General features: G+C 77.0%; 21 protein-coding genes. 10 read left to right on the top strand and 11 right to left on the bottom strand.

The window, feature by feature from the left end; all coding sequences use genetic code 11:
• Positions 1–9: 9 nt before the first annotated feature.
• Positions 10–1239 (bottom strand): aspartate kinase, encoded by a 1230-nt coding sequence (locus tag K1J50_RS12975; protein ID WP_220118134.1) that lies wholly within the window; start codon positions 1237–1239, stop codon positions 10–12.
• A 195-nt stretch (positions 1240–1434) separates the two neighbouring features.
• Here K1J50_RS12975 and ubiG point away from each other — a divergent pair, with 195 nt between their 5' ends.
• Complete coding sequence (ubiG, locus tag K1J50_RS12970) at positions 1435–2190, top strand: bifunctional 2-polyprenyl-6-hydroxyphenol methylase/3-demethylubiquinol 3-O-methyltransferase UbiG (RefSeq protein WP_220118133.1); 756 nt, start codon at positions 1435–1437, stop codon at positions 2188–2190.
• Between the two features lie 54 nt (positions 2191–2244).
• Here the strand turns inward: ubiG and K1J50_RS12965 are convergent, their stop codons facing one another.
• The 4 genes from K1J50_RS12965 to K1J50_RS12950 all read right to left on the bottom strand — a co-directional run bounded on the left by K1J50_RS12965 (position 2245) and on the right by K1J50_RS12950 (position 5600).
• Positions 2245–2769: a DUF1178 family protein gene (locus tag K1J50_RS12965; RefSeq protein WP_220118132.1), complete on the bottom strand. Its 525-nt coding sequence runs from the start codon at positions 2767–2769 to the stop codon at positions 2245–2247.
• Between the two features lie 98 nt (positions 2770–2867).
• On the bottom strand, positions 2868–3134 hold the full coding sequence (gene grxC / locus K1J50_RS12960) for a glutaredoxin 3 (protein ID WP_220118131.1): 267 nt from the start codon (positions 3132–3134) through the stop codon (positions 2868–2870).
• Positions 3135–3166: 32 nt separating this feature from the next.
• Positions 3167–4033, bottom strand: a complete 867-nt coding sequence (locus tag K1J50_RS12955) for a ComF family protein (protein ID WP_220118130.1) — start codon at positions 4031–4033, stop codon at positions 3167–3169.
• Positions 4008–5600, bottom strand: a complete 1593-nt coding sequence (locus K1J50_RS12950; protein ID WP_220118129.1) for a rhodanese-like domain-containing protein — start codon at positions 5598–5600, stop codon at positions 4008–4010. Before K1J50_RS12950 ends, K1J50_RS12955 begins: the two co-directional genes overlap by 26 nt.
• Before the next feature lie 209 nt (positions 5601–5809).
• Here K1J50_RS12950 and K1J50_RS12945 point away from each other — a divergent pair, with 209 nt between their 5' ends.
• The 6 genes from K1J50_RS12945 (at position 5810) to K1J50_RS12920 (ending at position 11632) form a co-directional block, all read left to right on the top strand.
• Positions 5810–6715 (top strand): methyltransferase domain-containing protein, encoded by a 906-nt coding sequence (locus K1J50_RS12945; protein WP_220118128.1) that lies wholly within the window; start codon positions 5810–5812, stop codon positions 6713–6715.
• A gap of 158 nt (positions 6716–6873) precedes the next feature.
• On the top strand, positions 6874–7680 hold the full coding sequence (gene map, locus K1J50_RS12940) for a type I methionyl aminopeptidase (RefSeq protein WP_220118127.1): 807 nt from the start codon (positions 6874–6876) through the stop codon (positions 7678–7680).
• A 225-nt stretch (positions 7681–7905) separates the two neighbouring features.
• Positions 7906–8724 (top strand): RadC family protein, encoded by an 819-nt coding sequence (radC, locus tag K1J50_RS12935; protein WP_255575255.1) that lies wholly within the window; start codon positions 7906–7908, stop codon positions 8722–8724.
• 513 nt (positions 8725–9237) lie between these two features.
• Positions 9238–9951 (top strand): J domain-containing protein, encoded by a 714-nt coding sequence (locus tag K1J50_RS12930; RefSeq protein WP_220118126.1) that lies wholly within the window; start codon positions 9238–9240, stop codon positions 9949–9951.
• A gap of 52 nt (positions 9952–10003) precedes the next feature.
• Positions 10004–10180: a hypothetical protein gene (locus tag K1J50_RS12925; RefSeq protein WP_220118125.1), complete on the top strand. Its 177-nt coding sequence runs from the start codon at positions 10004–10006 to the stop codon at positions 10178–10180.
• 183 nt (positions 10181–10363) lie between these two features.
• On the top strand, positions 10364–11632 hold the full coding sequence (locus K1J50_RS12920) for an MFS transporter (RefSeq protein WP_220118124.1): 1269 nt from the start codon (positions 10364–10366) through the stop codon (positions 11630–11632).
• Positions 11633–11792: 160 nt separating this feature from the next.
• On the opposite strand, the gene K1J50_RS12915 is transcribed toward K1J50_RS12920, so the two are convergent.
• Together K1J50_RS12915 and K1J50_RS12910 are read right to left on the bottom strand one after the other, a co-directional pair.
• Entirely contained in the window at positions 11793–12086 is a 294-nt protein-coding gene (locus K1J50_RS12915) for a hypothetical protein (RefSeq protein WP_220118123.1), read from the bottom strand.
• 67 nt (positions 12087–12153) lie between these two features.
• A complete protein-coding gene (locus K1J50_RS12910) occupies positions 12154–12636 on the bottom strand; it encodes a peroxiredoxin (protein WP_220118122.1) in 483 nt (160 codons plus the stop codon).
• A 191-nt stretch (positions 12637–12827) separates the two neighbouring features.
• Between K1J50_RS12910 and K1J50_RS12905 the strand changes: the two genes are divergently transcribed.
• A complete protein-coding gene (locus K1J50_RS12905) occupies positions 12828–13424 on the top strand; it encodes a YqgE/AlgH family protein (RefSeq protein ID WP_220118121.1) in 597 nt (198 codons plus the stop codon).
• Positions 13425–13490: 66 nt separating this feature from the next.
• Here K1J50_RS12905 and K1J50_RS12900 read toward each other — a convergent pair whose 3' ends face one another.
• Positions 13491–14156: a hypothetical protein gene (locus K1J50_RS12900; protein WP_220118120.1), complete on the bottom strand. Its 666-nt coding sequence runs from the start codon at positions 14154–14156 to the stop codon at positions 13491–13493.
• Positions 14157–14391: 235 nt separating this feature from the next.
• Between K1J50_RS12900 and K1J50_RS12895 the strand changes: the two genes are divergently transcribed.
• On the top strand, positions 14392–15138 hold the full coding sequence (locus K1J50_RS12895; protein ID WP_220118119.1) for a helix-turn-helix transcriptional regulator: 747 nt from the start codon (positions 14392–14394) through the stop codon (positions 15136–15138).
• A gap of 18 nt (positions 15139–15156) precedes the next feature.
• On the opposite strand, the gene K1J50_RS12890 is transcribed toward K1J50_RS12895, so the two are convergent.
• Together K1J50_RS12890 and K1J50_RS12885 are read right to left on the bottom strand one after the other, a co-directional pair.
• On the bottom strand, positions 15157–16020 hold the full coding sequence (locus K1J50_RS12890; RefSeq protein WP_220118118.1) for a TIGR01459 family HAD-type hydrolase: 864 nt from the start codon (positions 16018–16020) through the stop codon (positions 15157–15159).
• Between the two features lie 8 nt (positions 16021–16028).
• Entirely contained in the window at positions 16029–17081 is a 1053-nt protein-coding gene (locus K1J50_RS12885; protein ID WP_220118117.1) for a quinone-dependent dihydroorotate dehydrogenase, read from the bottom strand.
• A gap of 126 nt (positions 17082–17207) precedes the next feature.
• Here K1J50_RS12885 and K1J50_RS12880 point away from each other — a divergent pair, with 126 nt between their 5' ends.
• Positions 17208–18098 carry a DMT family transporter gene (locus K1J50_RS12880; RefSeq protein ID WP_369413592.1) on the top strand — a complete coding sequence of 297 codons (891 nt, stop codon included), beginning with the start codon at positions 17208–17210 and terminating at the stop codon, positions 18096–18098.
• Here the strand turns inward: K1J50_RS12880 and K1J50_RS12875 are convergent.
• The gene (locus tag K1J50_RS12875) at positions 18071–18553 is read right to left on the bottom strand and encodes a cell wall hydrolase (RefSeq protein ID WP_220118115.1); all 483 of its coding nucleotides are present in this window, start codon (positions 18551–18553) and stop codon (positions 18071–18073) included. The two genes, K1J50_RS12880 and K1J50_RS12875, sit on opposite strands and share 28 nt — an antisense overlap.
• Positions 18554–18629 lie beyond the last annotated feature (76 nt).

Raw genomic sequence — 18629 nt, 5'->3', positions numbered from 1 at the left:
GCCGGCGGCTCAGGCCGCCGCGGGCGCCGCGTCGAGCCCGTAGGCGGTGTGCAGGGCGCGCACCGCAAGCTCGGTGTACTCCGCCGCGACCAGCACGCTCACCTTGATCTCGCTGGTCGAGATGACCTGGATGTTGATGCCCTTCTCGGCGAGCGCGCGGAACATGGTGTTGGCGACGCCCGCGTGGCTGCGCATGCCGATGCCGACGACGCTGATCTTGGCGACGTCCGGGTCGGCGAGCAGCGACTCGAAGCCGACCTCGGCGCGCGCCTTCTCCAGCACGTCGCGGGCGCGGGCGAGGTCGGCGCGGCCGACGGTGAAGGTGAGGTCGGTGGTGCCGTCGGCGCCGATGTTCTGCACGATCATGTCCACGTTGACGTTCGCCTTGGCGAGCGCGCCGAACACGGCGGCGGCGATGCCGGGGCGGTCCGGCACCCGGCGCAGCGTCACCTTGGCCTCGTCGCGCGAGTAGGCGATGCCGGAAACGATGGGCTTCTCCACGATCTCGTCCTCGTCCACCACCAGGGAACCGGGCTTGTCCTCGAAGGAGGAGAGCACCTGCACGCGCACCCGCTGCTTCATCGCGAGCTCCACCGAGCGGGTCTGGAGCACCTTGGCCCCGACCGAGGCCAGCTCCAGCATCTCCTCGTACGAAATTTTTTCCAGTTTTTTCGCCCGGGGGACAATTCGCGGATCGGTTGTGTAGATGCCGTCCACGTCGGTGTAGATGTCGCAGCGGTCGGCCCGGATCGCGGCCGCGATCGCCACCGCCGAGAGGTCGGAGCCGCCGCGGCCGAGGGTGGTGATGCGGTTGCGCGGGCCGAGCCCCTGGAAGCCCGTGATCACGGGCACCTGGCCCTGGCGCATGCGCTCGATCAGCACCTCGCCCTCGATCGCCTCGACCCGCGCCTTGCCGTGCGCGCCGTCGGTGTGGATCGGGATCTGCCAGCCCTGCCAGGAACGCGCCTCGACCCCGATCGCCTGCAGCGCGATGGCGAGCAGCCCCGCGGTCACCTGCTCGCCGGTGGCGACGACGGCGTCGTATTCGCGCGCATCGTGCAGCGGCGAGAGGTCCTGGCACCATTTCACGAGCTGGTTGGTCACGCCGGCCATGGCGGAGACGACGACGGCGACCTCGTGCCCCGCCTCCACCTCGCGCTTGACGCGGGCGGCGACGTTGCGGATGCGGTCGAGGTCGGCGACCGAGGTGCCGCCGAATTTCATCACGATGCGGGCCATGGCGGGGTCCGGAACGGCGGAAGGCGTCTGCCCCGGGCCGAGGCGCGGAGGAGGCGGCCGGCTCGGGGCGCGCACAGATAACGGCCGCGCCGCGCCGGGGCAACCGTGGGCCGGGGCGCGGCGGCCGGGCCGGCCGGACGCCCGCCGCGCCGCGGAGGCTTGGCCGGAGCGGCCGGCGCGGGCAGGGTGACGGACATGCAGGAGTCGGAGGAGCGGGGCGGCAGCACCGCGCGTCCCGAGGAGGTCGCGAAGTTCGACCGGCTGGCCGCGCGCTGGTGGGACCCCGCGGGGCCGATGGCGCCGCTGCACCGGATGAACCCGGTGCGGGTCGGCTGGATCGCGGAGCGCCTGGCGCGGGCCCACGGCCGCGATCCGGCGGCGTTGGAGGCGCTGCGCGGCCTCGCCGTGCTGGATGTCGGCTGCGGCGCCGGCCTCGCCGCGGAGGCGCTGGCGCGGCGCGGCGCGGCGGTGACCGGCCTCGACGCCGCCGGCGAGGCGCTGGAGGCGGCCCGCGCGCATGCCGCGGCGGCGGGCCTCGCCGTGGACTACCGGGCCGGCGCGCCGGAGGACCTGCTGCCGGCGGCGGCCGGCCGGTTCGACGCCGTGCTGGCGCTCGAGGTCATCGAGCACGTGACGGAGCGCGCCGCCTTCCTGCGCCATCTCGCGCAACTGGCGCGGCCTGACGGCGGGCTGGTGATCCTCTCCACCCTGAACCGCACCGCCCGCTCCTTCCTCGTCGCCAAGCTCGGCGCCGAGTACCTGCTGCGCTGGCTGCCGCCCGGGACGCACGACTGGCGGCTGTTCGTCACCCCGGCGGAGCTGGGGGCGGCCCTGCGCGCCGCGGGGCTGCGCGTGACCGACCTCGCGGGGATGCGCTACGACCCGCTCGGCGGCCGGTTCCGCATCGCCCGCGACGTGGGGGTGAACTACATCCTGGCGGCCGTGCGCTGACCCCGCCCCGGCGGCGCAGGGCGGCCTCCTGCCCCCGCCCGGCCGGCCGCCGGCTCAGGCGTCGGCCGGCGGCACCCAGGGGATGCGGGCGACGGCGATGCCTTCCTCGCGCAGCGCCTCGGCCTCGGCGTCCGTGGCCTCGCCGTAGATGCCGCGGCGCTCGGGCGTGCCCCCCTCCTGCATCTGCCGGTGGAGCTTGCGCGCCTCCTCGGCGAAGTCGCGGCCGACGTAGTCGCAGGTCTTCTCGACCTCGGCCCGGATGCGCTGGAGCAGCGCCAGCACCTGCGCCGGCAGGGGGCCGGCGGCGGCGCGCGGCGGCGCGGACGGGGCGGCGGCCGGCGCGGGGGCGGGCGGCCGCACCGCGGGCGCCGGCGGCGCCTCCGGGCGGCCCTTCACGCCCGGCGTCCTGGCGATCGCCGGCGTCATCAGCGCGCGCGTCACCTTGGTGCCGCCGCAGACCGGGCATTCCACCAGGCCGGCCTTGGCGAGCTTCTCGAAGGCGGCGCTGTCCTTGAACCAGCCGTCGAAGCTGTGGGGTCCGTCCTCCGAGGACTCGCAACGCAACTGGTAGTGGATCATCCTGCAATCCTGCCGCGGGGCGAGAGCGATTCCCCGCATTCTGCCGCTACATAAGCTTGGCACTCGCCGCCGTCGAGTGCCAGTGGACGGCGGGCCGGTCAGGCCGCCTCGCCGGCCAGCAGGGCGTCGAGCTTGCCGGCCCGCTCCAGGGCGGCGAGGTCGTCCGAGCCGCCGATCGGCCGGCCGTCAATGAAGATCTGCGGCACCGTCGTCCGCCCTCCGGAGCGCTCGATCGCCTCGCGCCGCGCCGCCGAGCCGTGCGGGGCGTCGTATTCGACGTAGGCGACCCCCTTGCGGTCGAGCAGCAACTTGGCGCGCGCGCAGTAGGGGCAGAAGGCGGTGGTGTAGATCTCGACCTTGGGCATGGCGGCCAAGGTTGGGCCCCGGCACGATCCGGTCAAGGCGCGGCGCCCGCCGCGAGGCGCGGGTCCGGCACCCGCGCGGCAGCGAGCACGTCCACCGCCGCCGCCCCGGCCGCGAGCAGCACCCGGGCGCAGGCCCCGGCGGTGGCGCCCGAGGTCAGCACGTCGTCCACCAGCAGCACCCGCCGGCCGGCGACGCGCGCCGCGCCGCCCCGGCGCAGGGCGAAGGCGCCGGCGAGCAGCGCCGCGCGCTCCGCCGCGCCGCGCTCGCCCAGCGGCGGGGTAGCGCGGGTCCGGCGCAGCAGGTCCGGCACGCAGGGCCGCCCGCCCAGGCGCGCCACGGCGCGGGCGAGCAGCGCCGCCTGGTCGTAGCGGCGCGCCAGGCGGCGGCGCCAGTGCGCCGGCACCGGGGCGACCAGGTCGGCGCGGGCGAGCAGCGCCGCCCCGGCGCGCGCCATCTGCGCCGCGAGCGGCGCGGCGAGGTCGGTGCGGTCGCCGTGCTTGAAGGGCAGGAGCAGCCGCTTCGCCCCGGCGTCGTAGCGCAGCGCGGCCCGGGCCGCGGCGAAGGGGGGCGGGTCGGCGGCGCAGCCCGGGCAGAGGCCCTGCGCGTCGGCCTGCCCGGCATGGGCGAAGGGGACACCGCAGCGCGCGCAGAGCGGCGCGGTGATGAAGCCGAGGCCGCGGAAGCAGGCGGCGCAGAGCGTGCCCTGCACCGCGACCTCGGCCTCGCAGGTCAGGCAATGCGGCGGCAGCAGGGCGTCGCGCGCGGCGCGCAGCGCCGCCGCGAGCCCCGCGCCGAGGCGCGCCCCGGCCGCGGCCCAAGGCGGCCGCCCCGCCGGCGCGGCCGCGTCCGGCGCGATCGCGGTGCGGTCCCGGCTAGGCGGGGAGGCCGAAGCGGGCATCGCCGTCGCGCGCGACCTCGCGGACCAGGTCCACCTCCCAGGAGAGATAGGCGCGCATCGCCTCCGCGACGCCGGAATTGCGGTCGTAGGGGCGGAGATGGAAGTCGATGCAGGCCTCGTCCGGCGGATCGGAGCGGTCGGCCTGCAGCGGCAGCCCGGCCTCCCGCCAGGCGCGGGTGCCGCCGGCGAGCAGGCGCACCGGGGCGCGCACCAGGCCCTGCACCTCCGGCACCGCAAGGCGCGCCAGCGCCTCCTCCGGCGCCGCGATCACCACCTCGCGGTCGGCGGCGAGGCGCGGGGCGAGCGCGGCGAGGCGGGTGCGCACGCCCCACAGCGCGCCGGGGATGTGGCTGGCGCGGAAGTCGATCGAGCGGCTCAGCTCGATCACCTGCGCGGCGCCGTCGGCGAGCCGGGCGGCGAGCTCCGGCGCGGAGAGGGCGGGCGCCCGGATCGCCCGCGCTTCCGGGCAGGCGACGGCGCCGGGCCCCTCCTCGAGCCGGCCGGCGAGGCCGTCCTCCAGCACATAGACCTCGTAGCCGGCGCCCATCTGGCGCAGCCAGCCGCCGGTCATGCGCGCGCGCACGCCGAGATCGTCCACCAGCACGAGGCGGGCGTGGCGCACCGCCACCCAGCGGTCGGTCGCCTGCACGAGCTGCCCGCCCGGGGCGTTCACGCTGCCGGCGAGGTGGCCGGCGGCGAACTCCTCCGGCGCGCGGACGTCGAGCAGGTAGAGGGTGCGGCTGCCGTCCCGTCGCAGCGCCTCGAGCCCCTCGCGGGTCAGGCTCCGCACGCCGGCGCGCTCGGCGAAGCGGCGGGCGCGCGCCAGGGCCTCGGCGGCGCCGGCGGGCGTGCCGGGCGGGTAGGTGCGGGTCTCGCCGCGGGCGCAGGCGAAGCCGGCCAGCTCCCAGCCCATGGTGCCGTTGCGCAGCGCCACCACGCGGTTCGGCAGCCCGGCCGCGCGCAGGCTCTCGGCGCCGAGGATCGAGCGGGTGCGGCCGGCGCAGTTCACCACCACGGTGGTCCCGGGGCCGCGGACGAACTCGCCGATGCGGTAGACCAGCTCGCCGCCGGGGACGTTGATGGCGCCGGGGATGGACATGCGGCGGAACTCGTCCATCGGGCGGCTGTCGAGGATCACGAGGTCCTCGCCCCGGTCCAGCATCGCCTTGAGCCCGGCGGGGTCCACGCTCGGCGTGCCGTAGTGGTGCTCGACCCACTCGCCGAACGCCTTCGAGGGGACGTTGACGCCGGAGAAGACGACATGGCCCGCCGCCCGCCAGGCCGGCACGCCGCCCTCCAGCACCGCGACGTCGCTGCAGCCGAGGGATTCGAGATAGGCGGCGAGCCGCTCGGCGAGTCCTCCCTCGCCGCCATCGGTGACGCAGACGCGCACGGAACGCCGCGGCAGCAGGGCGCGGGCGGCGAGCTCGGCGCGCGAGAGCGGGCAGGGCACGGCCCAGAACAGGTGGCCGGTGCCGAACTCCCCCTCCTCGCGCGCGTCGAGGATGGCGAGCTCCTGCCCGTCGCCGATCCACCGCTTGAGGGTGGGCGCGTCGATCCGGCGCATCGGCGCGCTCAGCGGCGGCGCGCCCGCCGGGCGGGCCTGCGGTCGAGGACGGTCATGGCGCGGCGCTCCCCTCCTCCGGCTCGCTGCTCACGCCGGCGAGCCTAGAGCGGATCGCGGGCGGCGGGAACCGGCAGGGGCGCGGGCCGCGCGTGCGGCGGCGCGCGGCGCCGGGCTTGCCGCCGGGCGGCGGCGGGCGCATCTGGCGCGGCATGTCCGAACCCGCCGCCGGTCCCGCCGAGATCTTCGATCGCCGCCTGGTCCGGCTGCGCCGCGACCGGGCCGCGGCGACCGTCGCCCGCGTGGCGCCGATCCTCGATGCGGCGGCGGAGCGCCTGCTCGACCGGCTGGACGACGTGACGCGGCGCTTCGCCCGCGCGCTCGACCTCGGCGGCCGCGGCGCGGTGGCGCCGCGGCTGCGCGCGCGCGGCATCCCCTTCGTCGTCTCGGCCGACCTCTCGGCCCGCATGGCCGGGCGCGCCGGCGAGCTCGCGGTCGCGGCCGACGAGGAATGGCTGCCCTTCGCGCCGGGGAGCTTCGACCTGATCGTCGCCTGCCTGTCGCTGCACTGGGTGAACGACCTGCCGGGCGCGCTGCTGCAGATCCGCCGCGCCCTGGTGCCGGACGGGCTGTTCCTCGCCGCCCTGCCGGGCCTCGGCACGCTGCAGCCGCTGCGCGTCGCGCTGGCGGAGGCGGAGGCCGAGCTGCGCGGCGGCCTCGCGCCGCGCGTCTCGCCCTTCCCGGAGCTGCGCGACGCGGCGCACCTCCTGCAGCGCGCGGGCTTCGCGCTGCCGGTGGCGGATGTCGAGGAGCTGACGCTGCGCTACCGCTCCGCCGCCGCGCTGTTCGCCGACCTGCGCGCGGCGGGCGAGACCAGCGCGGTGCGGGCGCGCGATCCGCGCACGCCGCCGCGCGCGCTGTTCCCGCTCGCCGCCGCGCGGCTGCCGGCGGAGGCGGACGGCAGCCTGGCGATGCCGCTGCCGCTGGTGATGCTCACCGGCTGGGCGCCGCACGAGAGCCAGCAGAAGCCGGCGCGGCCGGGGAGCGCGCAGGTGCGGCTCGCCGATGCGCTCGGGGCGGTGGAGCGGAGCGCCGGGGAGAAGGCGGGACGCCCCTGAGGCGATGCCCGGCGCCCGCGGCCGGCCGCACGGCGCGCCCGCGTGGCCGCCATGCGGGCGGCGCGCGGCGCCGCCCCGCCCCGGCGCCTTGCAACCGGCCCCCCCGGCGCGCATGTTGGGGATGAAAAGCAACACGCCGCGTCCGGACCACCCCCGCCATGGAGCAGCAAGGCGCCGAAAGCCGCCGCATCACCCTGCATGCGCCCGAGGACTTCGAGGGCATGCGCCGCGCCGGCCGGCTGGCGGCGGAGACGCTCGACATGATCGTCCCGCACGTGCGCCCCGGCGTCACCACGGGCGAGCTGGACCGGCTGTGCCACGAGTTCATCCTCGCCCACGGCGCGGTGCCGGCGCCGCTCGGCTACCGCGGCTTCCCGAAGTCCATCTGCACCTCCGTCAACCACGTGGTCTGCCACGGCATCCCGGGCGAGCGCGTGCTGCAGGAGGGCGACATCGTCAACATCGACGTCACGGTGATCCTGGACGGCTGGCACGGCGACACCAGCCGCATGTTCGTCGCCGGGCAGCCGAGCACCAAGGCGCGGCTGCTGCTCGACGTGACGCACGAGGCGATGATGCGCGGCATCGCGGCGATCCGCCCCGGCGCGACGCTCGGCGACGTCGGCCACGCGATCCAGAGCTACGTCGAGCGCCACCGCTTCAGCGTCGTGCGCGACTTCTGCGGGCACGGCATCGGCCGGCGCTTCCACGAGCCGCCGAACGTGCTGCACTTCGGCCGCCCCGGCGAGGGCCTGGTGCTGAAGCCCGGCATGGTCTTCACGGTGGAGCCGATGGTGAATGCCGGCCGGCCGGAGGTGAAGATCCTCGACGACGGCTGGACGGCGGTGACGCGCGACCGCTCGCTCTCGGCGCAGTTCGAGCACATGGTCGGGGTGACCGAGGACGGGGTGGAGATCTTCACCCTCTCCCCCGCCGGGCTGCACAAGCCGCCCTACGCGGTCTGACGGCCCGCCGTTCGCGACGCGCCGGGCGCGGCGGGCGGGCGGGGCGCCCTCCACAGGGCCGGGCGCGACCGCGGCCTGGCCGGCCGGAGCCCGCGGTCCCGCGTCCCGCCGGGCCGGACGCCCGCGTGCCGGGGCAAGCGTGATTTCTGCGTTTGTCCGGCGTTCCTCCCCTCGCCTTCCCGCGCCGCGACGGGAGAGGGTGCCGCCGCGGAGAAGCGGCGGCGCATGGCACCGGCCAGGAAACCCGGCCTCGAGGAGCGGATGTCCGCGGCGGTGTCGCTGCGGCGCCCGGACGGGCTCGGCCTGCCGCTGTTCCACGGCGGGCGGCCGGAGACGGCAGCGAAGGCGGCCGAGCCCCCTGCCCCGCCGCCCCCGCCCGGCCATCTCGGCCACCGCGCGCGGATGCGCGAGAAGCTGCTCGCCGCCGGGGCGGAGGCGCTGCTCGACCACGAGCTGCTCGAGATGGTGCTGTTCCTCGCCCTGCCGCGGCGCGACACCAAGCCGATCGCGCGCGCCCTGCTCGCGCGCTTCGGCTCCTTCGCCAACGCCATCGCCGCGCCGCCCTCCGAGCTGCGCGCCATCGCGGGCCTCGGCGAGGCCGGCATCGCCGCGCTCAAGACCGTGCAGGCCGCGGCGCTCAGGCTGGCGCGGGCCGAGGTGCTGGACCGGCCGGTGCTGAACAACTGGGACCGGCTGACCGACTACCTCACCGCCGCGATGGCGCGCGAGCAGATCGAGCAGGTGCGCGTGCTGTTCCTCGATTCGAAGAACCGCCTGATCGCCGACGAGGTGCAGGCGCGCGGCACCGTCAACCACACCCCGGTCTATCCGCGCGAGGTGGTGAAGCGCTGCCTGGAGCTGCAGGCGACGGCGCTGATCCTGGTGCACAACCACCCTTCCGGCGACCCGACGCCGAGCCGGGCGGACGTCGAGATGACGCGGGAGATCAAGGCGGCCGCCGGCGTGCTGGGCGTGGTGGTGCACGACCACCTGATCCTGGGCCGGGGCCGGATCTTCTCCTTCCGGCGCGAGGGGCTGCTGTAGGGTTTGCCGCGGCCCGCGCGAGGAGGCGGCGCCGGGCCGGGCGCCTCCGCCACGCGCGGCCGTTGCGCGCGCCCCGGCGCGGGCGGCGCTCGCGCGGCGCGTCGCCGGAGCCGCTTCCGCTCGGCCGTGCGCGCGGCGCCGGCTGCGGCGCGTTGCCGGTCGCGCGGCTTGGATCCGCGCCCCGGCCGTTTCCCGCCGTCCGCGATCCGCTCCTGTCGCCGGAACCGCGGCCGGCCGGTCGCGCCGCGCCTCCCAAACGCCGGCGGGCGATGGCGCGGCCCGCGCGATTCGTCGCCACGCCGGACACCGGGCGCGCAGGAAGCGACCGGCCGCGCAGGTGTCGCCGCGATCCACGCCGTTTCGCGCGACACGGACCAAAAATGTGGATGGTTTCACGGTGCGGTCCGGTTTTTTCGATGTTCTTTCGCAATGTTGTGACCCCTGCGCTTTCTTCGCGACAGGCATAACCCTGCTGTCCGGGTTGAGCGGTCTGGCGCGGCGCGAGGGGCGAGGATGCGGACGGACGGGATCGGCGATGCGCGTGCGGCGGCGGCGGTCTTCGCCCGGTTCGGCGCCGACCCGGCCGCGCTCGAGGGCGCCGGGCTGAAGGCGGCGTGGATCCGCCTCGCGCGGCGCTACCATCCGCTGGGCGGCGCCGAGCCCGACGAGGCGGTGATGGCGGAGATCAACGCCGCCTACGACACCCTCCGCCGCCACCGCGCGGCGCGCGGCGGGGCCGCCCCCCAGGCGGAGGACCCGCAGCGCCACGGCGTCTCGGTCTGGGCCTGGGCCGGCCACTCCCCCGGCGATCCGCCGCCGAGCGACCACATCGCGCGCGAGGACTACGGCGATGCCAACTTCATCCGGCGGCGTCTGTGGGAGCTTTCCGGCGGCTCCGAGGAGGAGTGGACGATCTGGCCCTTCGACGGGCAGCGCTTCATGACGCCGCTGACCGTCTACGGCTCGAGCGCGGTGTTCGACGAGATGGCGCGCGCGGCCCTGCGCTTCGCGCGCCGGGGGTTCCGCATGGCGCGCGCCGTGTTCGTGCAGCGGCGCGGCGAGCGCTGGGGGCGCCTGCTGCTGATCTACGCCGACGGCACGTTCCACGACGGGCTGGCATTCGATCACCAGGGCGGCGCCCATCCCGGCCACGATCCGTTCCTCCTGGACCGGCTGCCGTCCGTGCTCGACCAGCTCCGCGCCGGCCCGGCCTCGCGCGCGGCCTGACGCCCCGCCCCGCGCCGCCGCGCCGTGCGGTCCTGCCAGCCGGGAGACGCCCATGCTCCGCCGGATGAGCGCCCTCTCCCTCCTGACCGCCGCGAGCCTGCTGCTGCTGGCCCAGGCCGGCGCCGAGCGGGCGCAGGCGTTCCTCGCCGGTTCGGGCCGCGCGCTGCTGGCGAGCGCCTGCGCCGCGCTGCTCTGGTACGGCGTCGCGGTCCGCCGCTCGCGCGGCTGAGCGGGCCGCGGGGTCCGCGGCCGCCTTTCCGCTCGCGCCGGGGGCGCGTCCGGACGCGCGCCGTCCGGGCGAAGGCCGGGACCCGCCGCGCTCCCGCCGCCGGCCGGCGCGGCGTCCGCGCTGTCCCGTTCCGGCCCGCCGTGGCTTAATCGGCCGGGCCGAACCGCCGGACGAGGAACGGACATGCCGCAGCGCGCCGAGGGCGACACCCCAGCGCCGCCGCCCCCGCGCAGCATCGAGACCCCGGCCTCCTGGCGCGTCGCCTGGACCGTCCTCGCCATCCTCTCCGTCGCCTACGGCGCGCCGCTCGTCATCGTCGTCGCGCTCAGGCCGATCGCAGCCGATCTCGGCGAGGCGCGCGCGGTGCCCTCGCTCGCCAGTTCGCTCACCTTCCTCGGCGCCGGGGCAGGCGGGATCCTGATGGGCTGGATCGCCGGGCGGCTCGGGGTGCGGCGCGTGGCGCTGTTCGGCGCGGCGATGATCGCGGCGGGGATGGCGCTCGCCGCGCGCGGCGGGACGTGGCAGCTGCTCCTGGGCTACGGGCTGCTGACCGGCGTGCTCGGCATCGGGGCGCTGTTCGCGCCGCTGCTCACCTACGTGACGCTCTGGTTCGACCGGCGGCGCGGCACGGCGCTCGCGCTCGTCTCCTCGGGCCAGTACGTCGCCGGCGTGGTCTGGCCCGCGGTGCTCGAGCGCGCCGTCGCGGCCTTCGGCTGGCAGCGCACCATGCTCGGCTTCGGCGCGCTCGCCACGGCGGTGATCGCGCCGCTCGCCGCGGTCGTGCTGCGCCCGCCGCCGGCGCCGCCCGCGGGCGGCCTCGGGGCCGCGGACGGGCCGCGGCCGGGGGCGCGGACGCTCGGCCTGCCGCCGAACCTCGCGCTCGCGCTGCTGGCGACGGCCGCCTTCCTCTGCTGCGTGCCGATGGCGATGCCGGCGGCGCATCTCGTCGCCTTCTGCGCCGATCTCGGCATCGGCCCGGCGCGCGGGGCGGCGATGCTCTCGGTCCTGCTGCTCGCCGCCTTCCTGGCGCGGCAGTTCTGGGGCTGGGTGGCGGACCGGATCGGCGGCCTGCCCACCGTGCTGCTCGGCTCCGCCGCGCAGGCCGTCGCGATGGGGCTGTTCCTCGCCACCGAGGACGAGGCGCTGCTGTTCGCCGTCGCGGCGATCTACGGGCTCGGCTTCTCGGGGATCATTCCCTCCTACGTGCTCACGGTGCGCGAATTGTTCCCGGCGAAGGAGGCGCCCTGGCGCGTGCCGGTGCTGCTGTTCCTCGGCCTCGGCGGCATGGCGTTCGGCGCCTGGCTCGGGGGCGCGCTCTACGACCGCTACGGCTACTACGCGCCGGCCTTCGCCGCGGGGATCGCGGCGAACCTGCTCAACCTCGCGATCGTCGGCTTCCTGGTCTCGCGACGGGGCGTCGGCCGCCTGCCGCGGCCGGCGCCGGCGGCGTGAGACGGCGCGCCGGCCGCCGCCGTGTCCGTCCGGCCTACCCGCAGGCGCGCGAAGGGCGCCGGGACGCGCCGTCAGCCCCGGCCGAAGCCGTTGCCGCCCGGCTGCGCGCGGCAACGGCACCGGCGCGTTGCCGGCCGCGCGGATTGACGCTCCCGGCGGTTTACCGCCGTCCGCGATCCGCTCCGAAGGGCCGCGTCAGCGCGCGGTGGTTGGCGGAGACGCGGCGGCGGGCCGGCGCCAGCGCCGCCGCCGCCACGGCGCCGGCGTCGGCGCCGCGGAGCGCGGCGCGGCTCGCCGCCAGCCACCCCTCGGCGCAGGCGCGCTGCTTCTCGAGCGCCATGGCGGCGAGGCTCGCCGCCGCCTCGGCGGGCTCGACCGCCAGCCGGGCGCTGCGCAGGGCGAACACCCAGCCGGACCGCCACGCGAACAATGCGAAATCCGCCGGGTGCCGCATGCCGCTTCTCCTCACGCCGTGCCTGCCCATCGGCGGCGTCAACGCGCCACCGACGGACCGTCGCGCGTCACAGCTTCTCGATGATCGCCTCGGCCTTGGACACCTCGAAGGCGCCGGGCGCCTCGACGGCGAGGTGCGTCACCTTGCCGTCCCTGGCGATCAGCGCGAAGCGCTGGCAGCGCACGCCGAGGCCGCGCGGCGTCAGGTCGAGCTCGAGCCCCAGCGCCCTGGTGAGGGTGCCGGAGCCGTCGGCGAGCATCACCACCGTGTCGCCCACGCCCTGGTCCTTCGCCCAGGCCTGCATCACGAAGGCGTCGTTCACCGCCATGCAGGCGATGGTGTCCACGCCCTTCGCCCGGATCGCCTCCGCCTGCTGGACGAAACCCGGCAGGTGCTTGGCCGAGCAGGTCGGCGTGAATGCCCCCGGCACGCCGAACAGGACCACGGTCTTGCCCTTGAAGATCTCGTCCGTGGAGACCTCGCGCGGCCCCTCCGCCGTCGCCTGCATCACCTTCACCGACGGGATGGTGTCGCCGACCTTGATCGCCATGGGTGGTTCCCTCTCCGCTGCTGGCCGGGCCTCGTGGGGCCGCGTCCGGGGTCCTGCTTGTCCGACTGCGCCGCTTGGGCTCTGCCCGTGTAGCGCCTGCGCGCCGGCCTGTCACCCGGGCGGCACGCGGCCCCGGAACGAGAGGCCGCCGGGTTGCAGCGCCGCACCGGCGCCGCCATGTTGAAGGCGTCATGGCCAAGCGCGCGATTCCCGCCTCGGGCTTCCTGGGCGAGGGTAGATACCTCGCCGGCCAGCTCCTGGTCGCCATGCCGGGGATGCAGGACCCGCGCTTCGCGCACTCGGTGATCTGCCTCTGCGCCCACTCGGCCGAGGGGGCGATGGGCATCGTCGTCAACAAGCCGCTGGACGGCCTCTCCTTCGACGACCTGCTGCGGCAGCTCAACCTCGACCCGGTGCCGCCGCAGCGCCGCATCCGCCTGTTCGCCGGCGGGCCGGTGGAGGGCGGACGCGGCTTCGTGCTGCACACCCCCGACTGGTCCACCGAGGGCAGCCTGCCGATCAGCGGCGAGGTGGCGCTCACGGCGAGCGTGGACATCCTCAAGGCGATCGCCGGCGGCGGCGGACCGCGGCGCGGCATCCTCGCCCTCGGCTACGCCGGCTGGGGCCCGGGTCAGCTCGAGGACGAGATCCAGCGCAACGCCTGGCTCTCCGTGCCCCCGGACGAGGCGCTGCTGTTCGGCGAGGACCACGAGCGCAAGTGGCGCGACGCCCTGGCAAAGCTCCGGATCGACCCGCTGCTGCTGTCCACCACCGCAGGGCGGGCCTGAGCGCAGACGGGGCAGCGCCGGACCGCGGCGCGGCCGCCGCGGCCCACGACGGGCTGGCCCGCGGCGTCACCGTGCCGCCATCACCTCGCCGCCGAGCAGGGCTGCGGTGCATGCGATGCCGCCCGGGTCGCCGGTCACCGGCGCGAGCGCGGCGCAGAGCAGCGGAACACGCTCGCGCCACCGCTCCGCGGGCGGAGGTGGCGTGCCGGCGGTGAAGCGCGCCGCCACCGGTCCGATCGCGATGGCGGCGGCGAAACGCGGCCCGTCCGCGCCGAGATGGAGGGCGGCGACCGCCTCCACCGCCGCCGCAAGGACCGCGTCCTCGCCGGCGCCGTATCCGATGGCGACCACCACCGGACCGGCGCCCTGATCCCGGCGCAGGGCGCGCAGGGCGCCGAACAGCCTCGCGAGCTGCAGCGCGTGCGCCTCGTCGGCGGCGCCGTCGGGGACGGCACCGACCTCCAGCACCCCCGTGTCCTCGGCCAGCAGGGTGGCGGCCAACCCGTCGCGCACCCCGCCGGGACGGGTGGCGGCATCGCCGAACAGGATCGCGACCGCGTCGCCCGACGCCCATCCTCGCGGGGCGGTGAACATCGCCAGGGCAAGCGGCGCCGGCCCGGGCGCCGCCGCGGGCGTCAGGGCCGGCTCGAACCAGAGCGGGGCCGGGTGCGGCCGGGCGAGGAATTCCGCGGCCGAAGGCGCCGCGCCGCCCCCCGCGAGGAAGGCGAACAACGCGGCGCCTTTCGCCAGCACCGCGCGCGGACGCCTGGAGCACACGGCGGGAGAGTGGCGGTGGGGCCATCGCCCGCGCATGACGGGCCTCCTCCTCGCTGCACCGTCGGCCGGCCGAGGTCGGGATGTCGCCGCCCGCGCCCCCGGGCCGCACCGATCGGAGCGCAAACGAGGCTGCCCCGAAAGCTGGGGAAATCCGGTATGCTTCCGCGTCCGACCGCCGGGGAGCGGGCGCATGGGCCTTCCCTTGCTCGACATGCTGGAACGGGTGGGCGCCGCGCGCAGCGCCGGCGCCGTGTGGTCGGAGGCGGTTGCGGGCTTCGCTGCGATCGGCGTCGCATGGTGCCATCACGCCTACGCGCCGCCGGCTTGGGCGGCGCCGGGCACGCCGGCCCGGCTGCGCCTGACCACCCTGCCGCCGTCCTGGATGGCGCATTACGAGGCGAGCGGCTTCCTGCGCATGGACGCGTCGCGGCGGCACTGCGCGCGCGCCGTCACTCCCCTCCCGGTCGGCGAGGAATTCGCCCGGGCCCTCGGCGATGCGGACTGGGCCCGGATGTGCGCCGAAGCCGCCGCGGTCGCCGGCATCGGCTGCGGCCTCGCGGTGCCGCTGCGCCCGGCGCCGGGGACGGCGCATGGCGGGTTCACCCTGCTCACCCGGCTGCGCGGCCCGGCCTTCGCCGCCTGGCGCCGCGCCCATGAGCGCAGCGCGGCGCTCGTGGCGCACGCGGTCGCGCAGCGCATCCTCGAGGTCACCGAGGCTCTCGCGCCCGTCACCGCGGTCCCCCGCCTCAGCCCGCGCGAGCGCGAGTGCCTGTCCTGGCTTGCCGCCGGGTTGCGCAACGACCGCATCGCCGAGCGAATGGGCATCGCGCGCGCGACCGTGGACCTGCACCTCGCCCGCGCCCGCCGCAAGCTCGGCGCCGCGACGCGGGAGCAGGCGCTGGCGAAGGCGTTGTCCTTCGGGCTGATCGAACCCTGACGCGGCGGCGCCACCGCCTCACCATCGCAGGGCGCGCAGCGCCGCCAGCGGTTCCACCGCGTGCTCCTCCAGCGCCCGGCGCAGCCGCTCCGGGCTCGGGTCCTCGCCATGCGCGTCGGCGGCGAGGCCGGTGAGCGCCCAGACCGCGGCGAGCCCCGCCGCCTGCGCGCCGGCGAGGTCGGTGTGCGGCGAATCGCCGATCGCCACCACCCGCGCGCGCTCCCCCACCCCGAGCAGGTCGAGCACCGGGGCATAGACCGCGGGGTCGGGCTTGCCGATCTCGACCACCGCGCCGCCCAGCGCGCGGTAGCGCGCGGCGAGCGCGCCGGCGCAGATCAGGCGCTCGCCGGCGACCATCACGGCGAGGTCCGGGTTGGCGCAGACCATCGGCAGGCCGTGCGCGGCGCAGGCGGCGAGCGTCTCCTCGTAGGGCGCGACGCTCTTCGGGCCGCGCTGCGGGTCGGGGCCGGTGTTGAGCACCCATTCCGCCTGCGCCGGGCTGTCCGCGAAGGCGAGGTCGAGGCCCTCGATCACCGAATGGTCGCGCTCCGGCCCGATGTGGAAGACACGGCGGCCGAGGCGGGCGAAGAACGGGTCCTCGCGCCGCGCGAGGTGCCGCCAGACCAGCTCGCCCGAGGTGATCACGCCGTCGTAGTGCGCGCCCTTGCCGATGCCCATGCCGGCGAGCTGCCTCTCCACCACCCAGGCGCGGCGCGGGGCGTTGGAGAGGAAGGCGACGCGCTTGCCCGCCTCGCGCAGCCGCGCGAGCGCCTCGACGACGCCGGGGTAGGGGCGGCGCCCGTCGTGCACGACGCCCCAGAGGTCGAGCACGAAGCCGTCGTAGCGCGGCGCAAGGGGGGCGATACCGTCGAGGATGTCCATGCGTGTGCTCAGGCGTCCGTTCCCACCGCCTCGGAGAGGCGCGCGAAGCCCTCGCGCCGCAGCAGGGCGGCGAGGTCGTCCTTGATCCGGCGGATCAGCGCCGGCCCCTCGTAGGCGAAGGCGGTGTAGAGCTGCACCAGCGACGCGCCGGCCCTGATCTTGGCGAGCGCGTCCGCGCCCGAGGCGACGCCGCCGACGCCGATCAGGACGAGGCGCCCGCGCGCCAGGCGGTAGGCGCTGCGCAGCAGCGCGGTCGAGGGCGCGAACAGCGGCGCGCCGGAGAGGCCGCCCGCCTCGCCGCGGTGGCGCGAGCGCAGGCAGGGAGGCCGCGCGACGGTGGTGTTGGAGACGATCAGCCCGGCCGCGCCGTGGGCGACGCAGCACTCGACGATCGCGCCGAGCGCCGCCTCGTCGAGATCGGGCGCGATCTTGACCAGGACCGGCGGGCGCCGCGGCGCCGGCGCGCGGGCGATGGCGGAGAGGATCGCGGCCAGCCGGCGCTCGCCCTGCAGGTCGCGCAGTCCGGGCGTGTTGGGGGAGGAGACGTTGACCGTCACGTAGTCGGCGTGCGGCGCGACGGCGGCGTAGGCGGCCGGATAGTCGCGCTCGGGCTCCGCCCCCTCCTTGTTGATGCCGATGTTGACGCCGAGCGGGGCGGGCAGCGGGCGCGGCAGGGCGGCGAGGCGGGCGAGGAAGGCGTCGAGGCCGCCGTTGTTGAAGCCCATGCGGTTGATCGCCGCCCGGTCCTCGGCGAGGCGGAACAGGCGCGGGCGCGGATTGCCCGGCTGCGGCCGCGGCGTGACGGTGCCCGCCTCGACGAAGCCGAAGCCGAGGCGCATCAGCGGCAGCACCGCCACCGCGTCCTTGTCGAATCCGGCGGCGAGCCCGATCGGATTGCGGAAGGCGAGGCCGAAAGCCGTGGTCGCCAGCACCGGATCGTCCTCGCCCCGGTCGGCGCCGGCGAGGCCCGCGCGCAGCGCGCAGAGGGCGAGCGCATGCGCGCGCTCGGGGTCCATGCCGCGGAGCAGCGGCATCAGGGCGGAGGCGAGGCGGGGGGTCATGCCGGCGCCTCAATGCCCGACCGGCGCGGCGCTGCAAAGGGGCGGGCCGGCGGCCGCCGCGCATTGACGCCCTCCCGGCCCGCGGCGAGAAGGGGCCGGATCGCTGCGGACGGAAGGACATCGCGCGTGCGGGGACCGGCGCTCCTGGTCGCGGGGATGGTCCTGTTCGGCCTGCTGGATGCCAACAGCAAGCTGCTCTCGGGACAGTACGGGCTCGGCCAGGTGGTGTTCCTGCGCTACGCCGTGCTGGCGATCGCCCTCCTCGTCGCGCGCATGCTCCGGCCGGGCGCGGGCGGCGGGCTCGGCACGCGGCATCCCGGACTGCACGCGCTGCGCGCCGCGGCGATGATGGTCTCGGCCGGGGGATTCTTCCTCGCCTTCCGCCGCCTCAGCCTGGCCGAGGGCTATCTCGTGTTCTTCACCGCGCCGTTCTGGGTGCTGGCGCTCGCCGCGCTGGCGCTGCGCGAGCCGGTGCCGCGCGCCGCCTGGGGCTGGAGCGCGCTCGCCTTCGCCGGGGTCGGGCTGGCGGTGGCGCCGCGCCTCGTCGCCGACGCCGCCAGCCTCTCGGCGGCGGGCTACGCCTTCGCGCTGGCCGCGACCCTCGCCTACGCCGTGACGCAGACGGTGAACCGCCGGCTGCGCGGCGAGGCCGGGGCGGCGCGGGTGCTGCTGTGGCCGACGCTGCTCGGCCTCGCCCTCTACGGGCCGCTGGCGGCGCTGGACTGGACCACGCCGCCACCCCGCGATGCGGCGCTGCTGGCGCTGAACGGCCTGTTCGCCGGCGCCGCGGTGGTGTGCGTCGCCGCGGCGTTCCGCCATGCCGACGCGGCGCGGCTCGCGCCGTTCAACTTCGTCGGGCTGCCGGTGGCGCTGCTGCTCGACCTCGCGCTGTGGGGGACGTGGCCGGAGGCGACGACGCTGCTGGGCGGCGCGGTGGTCGTGTTCGCCTGCCTGAGGAACGAGCGGGCGATGCGCCGGCGCGACGCCCCTCACGCCGGCGCCGGGCCGAGGCGGTAGAAGACGAGGCCGCCGATCTCCGCCTGCGCGATCGCGCCCACCGCCCAGCGCGGCAGGGTCGCCGCGTCGTGGTAGTGGGTCGCGCCGCCGGTCGGATCGGGCAGGGCGCCGGCGGCGGCGCGCGCGGCGACGCGGCGGCAGAGGGCGAGCGCCGCATCGCCCTCCCCGGCCTCGAGCATCGCCCGATGGCGCGGATGGCGCGGCAGCCAGCAGGCGAACTGGAAGGGGGCGCGGCAGACGCCGGCGATGCCGCGCCCCCAGTGCGCCGGCCCGCCCGGCGCGGCGGCGAGGCGCACGCGGTTCATCACCACCGCCGCCACCGCCTCGATCGCGCGCACTGGGCGGCCGCCGGCCTCGCCGAGCAGCGTGCGGGCGAGGATCTCGACCGCCGCGGCGCGATCGTCCGCGCGGCCCGGCGCGGCGGGGGCCGCGCCAGGGGCTGCGGCGCGGCTCATGCGGCGTCCTCCGCGGCGTCGCCGAGGCGGGCGGCGGCGCCGCCGCGCGGGGCGGCCTGCGCCGCCCGCTGCGCCG

The sequence above is a fragment of the Caldovatus aquaticus genome, from assembly GCF_019458025.1.
GTDB lineage: Bacteria > Pseudomonadota > Alphaproteobacteria > Acetobacterales > Acetobacteraceae > Caldovatus > Caldovatus aquaticus.
This window is presented reverse-complemented; position numbering and strand designations above follow the sequence as displayed.

Coding starts and splice junctions, on each gene's coding strand:
- K1J50_RS12875 (WP_220118115.1), bottom strand. CDS start 18,553: ATGAGCCGCGCCGCAGCCCCTGGCGCGGCCCCCGCCGCGCCGGGCCGC.
- K1J50_RS12975 (WP_220118134.1), bottom strand. CDS start 1,239: ATGGCCCGCATCGTGATGAAATTCGGCGGCACCTCGGTCGCCGACCTC.
- K1J50_RS12955 (WP_220118130.1), bottom strand. CDS start 4,033: ATGCCCGCTTCGGCCTCCCCGCCTAGCCGGGACCGCACCGCGATCGCG.
- ubiG (WP_220118133.1), top strand. CDS start 1,435: ATGCAGGAGTCGGAGGAGCGGGGCGGCAGCACCGCGCGTCCCGAGGAG.
- K1J50_RS12920 (WP_220118124.1), top strand. CDS start 10,364: ATGCCGCAGCGCGCCGAGGGCGACACCCCAGCGCCGCCGCCCCCGCGC.
- grxC (WP_220118131.1), bottom strand. CDS start 3,134: ATGCCCAAGGTCGAGATCTACACCACCGCCTTCTGCCCCTACTGCGCG.
- K1J50_RS12885 (WP_220118117.1), bottom strand. CDS start 17,081: ATGACCCCCCGCCTCGCCTCCGCCCTGATGCCGCTGCTCCGCGGCATG.
- K1J50_RS12890 (WP_220118118.1), bottom strand. CDS start 16,020: ATGGACATCCTCGACGGTATCGCCCCCCTTGCGCCGCGCTACGACGGC.
- K1J50_RS12930 (WP_220118126.1), top strand. CDS start 9,238: ATGCGGACGGACGGGATCGGCGATGCGCGTGCGGCGGCGGCGGTCTTC.
- radC (WP_255575255.1), top strand. CDS start 7,906: ATGGCACCGGCCAGGAAACCCGGCCTCGAGGAGCGGATGTCCGCGGCG.
- K1J50_RS12905 (WP_220118121.1), top strand. CDS start 12,828: ATGGCCAAGCGCGCGATTCCCGCCTCGGGCTTCCTGGGCGAGGGTAGA.
- K1J50_RS12965 (WP_220118132.1), bottom strand. CDS start 2,769: ATGATCCACTACCAGTTGCGTTGCGAGTCCTCGGAGGACGGACCCCAC.
- K1J50_RS12915 (WP_220118123.1), bottom strand. CDS start 12,086: ATGCGGCACCCGGCGGATTTCGCATTGTTCGCGTGGCGGTCCGGCTGG.
- K1J50_RS12950 (WP_220118129.1), bottom strand. CDS start 5,600: ATGCGCCGGATCGACGCGCCCACCCTCAAGCGGTGGATCGGCGACGGG.
- map (WP_220118127.1), top strand. CDS start 6,874: ATGGAGCAGCAAGGCGCCGAAAGCCGCCGCATCACCCTGCATGCGCCC.
- K1J50_RS12895 (WP_220118119.1), top strand. CDS start 14,392: ATGGGCCTTCCCTTGCTCGACATGCTGGAACGGGTGGGCGCCGCGCGC.
- K1J50_RS12945 (WP_220118128.1), top strand. CDS start 5,810: ATGTCCGAACCCGCCGCCGGTCCCGCCGAGATCTTCGATCGCCGCCTG.
- K1J50_RS12910 (WP_220118122.1), bottom strand. CDS start 12,636: ATGGCGATCAAGGTCGGCGACACCATCCCGTCGGTGAAGGTGATGCAG.
- K1J50_RS12925 (WP_220118125.1), top strand. CDS start 10,004: ATGCTCCGCCGGATGAGCGCCCTCTCCCTCCTGACCGCCGCGAGCCTG.